The following is a 6212-nucleotide window of genomic DNA, read 5'->3' as shown; positions in this document are numbered from 1 at the left end:
CGCCGCTGGCGAAGGCAATAAGCCTTCCCTGCACGGCGCGCCTTGTGGCGAAACAGCCTGGAGTCGCTGCAGCCGCCAATGGCACAGGTGCAGAGTGCTTGGGGTGCCTTTCTTTCGCCCCTTTCTTTGGGCATGCAAAGAAAAGGGCTCGGGCGCGTCACCCAAATAGGATCAATACTGGAAACGTTGATTCGCGCCCGAAACGAGCGCTGGCGTCAACAATGGGAACGGGTATCACTGTATTACCAAAACAGCCGCAGCCAACAAGTACGTCGCCTTCACTCACGCAAAATCGAAACTACAAACACCGATGCACGCCCGAGAACTCCACGCCAATCGCAAGAACCTGCGGTGCAATCAAAAAAGCCCCGCACTTTGGCGGGGCTTTCCAGTCGGACGCATCGGCCCGACGAAGGCTGATCAGTCCTTGTTGCCGCGCAGGAGGCGATAAGCCAGCTCGATGACGAAGCGCAGCACGTACTGCGTCTTGCGCGAGAAGACGATGCTCAGCAGCCCGAACAGGCCGCCGCCTTTCTTCTCCTTGCCTTCCATGGCCTGCATGGTGCTGTGCAGGGCGGGGATCGCACCCTGGATCTGTGGCTGATATTCGCGTAGCAGATCGCTGGTCTCGTCCAGCCAGGCCTTGAAACGCTCGTCCTCCGGAATGTGTGGCTCGATGGCGGCCAGCAACATGTTAACCTTGCGGAACATGCCGGTGCGGTTGACGGTGGCGAAGAAGGTGACCATCTCCGGGCCGACCTGTTCGAGGCCTGCGTGGCGGATGCCGGCAAGAATGGCGCGCACGCGCACGGTAAGGGTCTCGGCATCGCCCTTGACTACGTCGTTGGCCTGCCAGGCGATGTCCAGCCACTCCAGAGCGCCGGCGGCAACCTTGGCGCCGATGGTGCCAAGGTCGAGATCGTTCATCACTTCAGGCGCCATGTCGCGCAGGGTGCCGACGGCGATGCCGATCTGTCCGCCCCAATGTTCGGCTTGACCGACCAGCCATTCGACCCGGTCGCCGAGGCTTTCGGCATCGCCCTGGGCGAGGTGCTTGGCGCGAATGGCGATGCGCCACCACTGGTCGGCCATGTCCTCGAGCACGGCTACACGTTCCGGCAAGTCGAGTTCCTTGACGCGATCGCCTACGATGCGCAGCCCTTCGCGGGCCGTGGCGGTCCAGTAGCGCAGGTTTTCGTTGAGCCCGTTGAGACGCTCGGCCAGCGCTTCGGGGTCGATGGAGGCGGTCAGCGAACCGATCTGCGCGAGCAGCGGAGGCAGCACCTTGAGCAGGCCGCTGCTGTGCAGGGCGCCGAGTAGATTGATCAACTCGGGCGCGGCTTCGCGCACCTGGGCGGTTTGCATCGCCTGCAGGTTTTCGTGCACCGACTGCTGCAGGGCCTCGGCCGAATCGATACCGAGGAAGCTCATCAGTTCCCCGAGGGTGTGGACCAGCGCCTCGACTTCGGGGCCGACGCGGTCGGCCATGGCGTCGATGTCGATGCTGTCGCGCATCGACTCGAGTGCGGCCTGCGCCAGTTTGAGCAGTTCGGCGATCTGATTGGCGGTATCGCCGACCTTGCCCAAGCCTTCGAGCTGACCGGCGGTGAGCTGGACCTCCGCGTTATCTTCTTGCAGCGTCATTGCAGGGTTCGACATCGTTGCTATGCCTCTCATGTGGTCTGTCTACGTATCGTGGACGAGCGGTTCCTTCTTTTCGCATCACTCGTAATCCCGCATTTTGCCACCTTTTTACCCCGCGCGGCCATTGTGTATGGGGCCATGCTCCGAGGGTGTCCACGCAATGACCGGCTCAAGCGCACGGTCTTGCTGCCGACAACAAGTTACGAGCGGTCGTCCGCGCTGTATTCGAGTCCACGGATCAATCATGCGTTCCCTGTTGTGTTTGCTGCTGTTCTTCGTCGGGATGACGACGGTCCGCGCCGAGACTTTGGAGTTCGGTAATGTCATGGAGCAAACGCAATGGCATTTGGAACGCGGGACGTTCACCTGCGGCTTGGTGCAGACCATCGCTGACTATGGCCGTGCCGAGCTGGTGCAGCGCGGCGATGGACGCTTGGGTTTCAGCGTTCACGCGAGGCCAGGGCTGTACGAAGGCCAAATGACCCGCGTGGCGCTGGTGACGGCGCCATGGCAGTCTCCGGCGCAGCCTCGGGTGTTAACTATGAGCCAGGGGGCGGTGGGTCTGCCGGTGAAGCTCGACAGCGAGGCCGCCCGCCAAGTCATGTTGGGCTTTCAGGGCGGACGCTTCACGGAGTTCAGCTATCCGGCGGACAGTCAGCCGAGCATCAGGGTGTTCATCTCTTCGCTGGGTTTCCGTGCGGCGCTCGGCAAACTGCAGAAGTGCGTGAGTGCACTGCCTTCGGCGAAGTTCTCCGACTACGCCAAAACCGAGGTCCATTTCGCCAGCGGCTCCTACCGGCTGGGCAAGGCGGGACGTGAACATATCGAGCGTTTGGCGGGGTATCTAAAAACCTACGGAGGAGTCAAGTTGATCATCGCAGTGGGCAATACCGACAACGTTGGCTTCGCCACCTTCAACTACCGCTTAGGGGAACGCCGGGCTCGCAGCGTCGCTGATTTCCTGCGCGCGCAGGGGGTGGGGGTGCCGATCGAGGTGATTTCCCACGGTGAATCCCGTCCGGCCGATCTCAACAGTACGGCCGTCGGGCGAGCGCACAACCGCCGCGTGACCATTACGTTGGAACGCTGAGGCGCGTCCCGCTGATGGCGGGCGGGTCTCCGGCGCGCAATCACGTTATACTGGAAAGGCATATATCTAATACAGCCCACGCACTCTGCGTGGGCTCGTCGTTGAAAATGTCGGAGTCAAAGCGCATGGCGGACGTGAACAAGGTCGTGCTGGCCTATTCGGGCGGCCTGGATACTTCTGTAATCCTCAAGTGGCTGCAGGAAACCTACGATTGTGAGGTGGTGACCTTCACCGCCGATTTGGGACAGGGCGAGGAAGTCGAACCGGCCCGCGTCAAGGCGCAAAAGCTTGGCGTGAAGGAAATCTACATCGAGGATCTGCGCGAGGAGTTCGTGCGCGACTTCGTGTTCCCGATGTTCCGCGCCAATGCCATCTACGAAGGCGAGTATCTGCTCGGTACGTCCATCGCCCGTCCGCTGATCGCCAAGCGCCTGGTCGAAATCGCCAACCAGACCGACGCCGATGCCGTGTCTCACGGCGCGACCGGCAAGGGCAACGATCAGGTGCGTTTCGAGCTGGGCGCCTATGCGCTCAAGCCGGGTATTCAGGTCATCGCGCCCTGGCGCGAATGGGATCTGAACTCGCGCGAGCGCCTGCTGGCCTACGCTGAGCAGCACGAGATTCCGATCGAGCGTCACGGTCAGAAATCGCCGTATTCGATGGATGCCAACCTGCTGCACATCTCCTACGAGGGCGGTGTTCTCGAGGATCCTTGGGCTGAGGCCGAGGAGTCCATGTGGCGCTGGAGCGTGTCTCCGGAGCAGGCTCCCGACCAGCCGACCTACATCGAACTGAGTTTTGCGCAGGGTGATGTGGTGGCCATCGACGGCGAAGTGATGAGCCCGGCGGCGGTTCTGGCCAAGCTGAATCAGATCGGCGGTGCCAACGGCATCGGCCGTCTGGATATCGTCGAGAATCGCTACGTGGGCATGAAGTCGCGCGGTTGCTACGAAACCCCTGGAGGCACAATCCTGCTCAAGGCGCATCGTGCGATCGAATCCATCACACTGGACCGCGAGGCGGCGCACCTTAAGGATGAGGTCATGCCGCGCTACGCCAGCCTGGTCTACAATGGTTACTGGTGGAGCCCGGAGAGGCGTATGCTGCAGTCGATGATCGACGCCTCGCAGGCGCCGGTGAACGGCGTGGTGCGCCTGAAGCTCTACAAGGGCAACGTAAGCGTGGTGGGGCGCAAGTCCGACGACAGTCTGTTCGATGCCAGCATCGCGACCTTCGAGGACGATGCCGGGGCTTACGATCAGAAGGATGCCGCCGGCTTCATCAAGCTCAACGCGCTACGCTTGCGCATCGCCGCGGCGCGCGGCCGCAAGGCCTGAAGCTCGCGCGCGGAGGACCGGGACGTCTGGAGAACCGCCGGTGAAGACAATCACGACCCGACTGCGCCGAGCCGGATTGCTCGGCGCGTTGCTCGCACCCCTGCTGGGGGGGTGCGCTACCACGCCTCATGCATCCAACCCGGATGATCCGTGGCAGGGCTACAACCGGGCCATGTACGGTTTCAACACGGCGCTCGACCGCACCGTGTTGAAGCCCGCGGCAAAGGGTTACGACGCAGTGACGCCGACGTTCGTGCGTGGTCGTGTGAGTGATTTCTTCTCCAATCTCGGGGACGTTTCGGTCACGGCCAACGCGTTGCTGCAGGGCAAGCCCCAGGCGCTGGAGGACTTTACCCGCTTTCTGATGAACAGCACCTTCGGTCTGGCCGGGCTGTTCGACGTGGCTACGCCGCTTGGCCTGCCCAAGCATCAGGAGGATATCGGCATGACACTGGCGGCCTGGGGCGTGCCTCAGGGGCCATACGTCGTGCTGCCGCTGTTCGGACCGAGTACGTTGCGCAACGCCCCGTCGCCGTTGGTGGATGGCACGCTGTTGAATCCGCTCGGCTACTACGAACATCCGCGTACACGCTGGGCCTTGACCGCGCTGAAGTTCATCAGCCTGCGCGCCTCCTTGCTGCCCCTGGATTCGACCATCGACGAGGCCTACGATCCCTACGCTTTCGTGCGCAACGCCTATCTGCAGCATCGTCGTTACCTGCTCGAACGGAACAATCCCAAGCCTGCCGGCCCGAAACAGGGGCAGCAGCTCGATTCGCTTCAGCAGGAACTGCTGCAGATGCAGTCAGGTTCTTCGTCGTCCCAGTAGAATGGTTGAAAGTCGGGGTTTGTTTCGGGCGCGGGGCCGCGGAAGGTATTTCTTGTCTTGCGTGGATCGTGCGTCAACTGCGTTTTGACGCAAGAGGGTGACGCTTGGGGTTGCGAAGCCCCTGCCGATAGCTGCGCCGCGCGAGCCACGCGCTGATCTCTCCCCAGAACCACTCCCCGAGGCGTTCCCAGCGGCTGCGTTTGCGCCACTCGCGCAGGATGATTTCCTCGGCTTGCGCCAGATCCGCGCGGAACACATCGAGTGCGGCGTCGGTGCAGCCGGGATCGCGAATGTCCAGATTCGCTTCCAGGTTCCAGCGCAAGGTCCAGTGATCGAGGTTGGCCGAGCCGACGCTGATCCAGTCGTCGCAGATCATCAGCTTGGTATGCGTAAAGCGTGGTATGTACTCGTGAATGTGAACGCCGGCGCGCAGCAGGCGACCATAGTGCTGTCGGCTGGCGTAGCGGACAGATTCATGGTCGGTGTTGCGCCCCGGCAGCAGCAGGCGCACTTCGACGCCCCGTCTGGCAGCACCGCGCAAAGCGGCAGCCAGTACGCGAGGGGGCACGAAATAGGCGACGCTGATGAGCACGCGTTGCCGCGCGTGGCGGATGCGGGCAATGAGTTCCTCGATGAATTCGCGTCGGCCCGGTTCGTGTACCAGCAGACGCGCCGCGCCTCCGGGTTCTGTCGGGGTGGCGGGCTGCAGTCGCGGCAACGCACCCTCATCGCCGCCGCCCAGCCGCCAGATCCTCGCGAAACTGGCTTGCAGGTCATCGATGCAGGAGCCTTCGACGGATAGCATCAGATCGTGCCACCAGCTCTGCGGGCGGGCGAGCGGATCGAAATCGTCGGTCAGTCCCGCGCCGCCGACGAATGCCTTTAGTCCATCGGTCACCAGCAGTTTGCGGTGGTCGCGGTGCAGGTTGCGGTGCAAGGGTCCGAAGCGCAGCGGATTGTAGAACAGGAGATTGACGCCGACGCCAAGCAGGCGTTGGCGGTCGTAGGAGCCCAGGCGCAGCGAGCCGAAATCGTCGAGCAGCATGCAGACCCGTACGCCGCGCCGGGCTGCTTCGCTCAGCGAATGGATGAAGCGATCGGAGACTTGCCCGGATTCGCACAGGTAGGTTTCCAGCAGCACGTAGTACCGGGCGCCGTCGATGGCTTCCAGCATGGCCGGCAGGAAGCGCTCGCCATCGACCAGTATGCGTAAATGATTGGAGGGCCGAAATGGGTGACTGGGGCGCATGGCGTTAGCGCGGAAGCGCCCTGCAAGGAGCCTGAAATGCTATGCTCGACTTCCTGTCGCTGG

General features: G+C 62.6%; 5 protein-coding genes. 3 read left to right on the top strand and 2 right to left on the bottom strand.

What is annotated here, in order from left to right:
* Positions 1–420: 420 nt before the first annotated feature.
* Positions 421–1644, bottom strand: coding sequence for a hypothetical protein (locus tag P8014_RS15535; protein WP_337818241.1), 1224 nt, complete (start codon positions 1642–1644; stop codon positions 421–423).
* 244 nt (positions 1645–1888) lie between these two features.
* On the opposite strand from P8014_RS15535, the gene P8014_RS15530 reads away from it, so the two are divergent.
* The 3 genes from P8014_RS15530 to P8014_RS15520 all read left to right on the top strand — a co-directional run bounded on the left by P8014_RS15530 (position 1889) and on the right by P8014_RS15520 (position 4900).
* On the top strand, positions 1889–2734 hold the full coding sequence (locus P8014_RS15530; protein ID WP_337818240.1) for an OmpA family protein: 846 nt from the start codon (positions 1889–1891) through the stop codon (positions 2732–2734).
* Between the two features lie 125 nt (positions 2735–2859).
* Positions 2860–4071, top strand: coding sequence for an argininosuccinate synthase (locus P8014_RS15525; protein ID WP_337818239.1), 1212 nt, complete (start codon positions 2860–2862; stop codon positions 4069–4071).
* Positions 4072–4111: 40 nt separating this feature from the next.
* Positions 4112–4900, top strand: coding sequence for a VacJ family lipoprotein (locus tag P8014_RS15520; RefSeq protein ID WP_337818238.1), 789 nt, complete (start codon positions 4112–4114; stop codon positions 4898–4900).
* 73 nt (positions 4901–4973) lie between these two features.
* Here P8014_RS15520 and P8014_RS15515 read toward each other — a convergent pair whose 3' ends face one another.
* Positions 4974–6149 (bottom strand): phospholipase D-like domain-containing protein, encoded by a 1176-nt coding sequence (locus P8014_RS15515; protein WP_337818237.1) that lies wholly within the window; start codon positions 6147–6149, stop codon positions 4974–4976.
* Positions 6150–6212: the final 63 nt, after the last annotated feature.

This window comes from Acidihalobacter sp., assembly GCF_037381185.1.
Lineage (GTDB): Bacteria > Pseudomonadota > Gammaproteobacteria > DSM-5130 > Acidihalobacteraceae > Acidihalobacter_A.
This window is presented reverse-complemented; position numbering and strand designations above follow the sequence as displayed.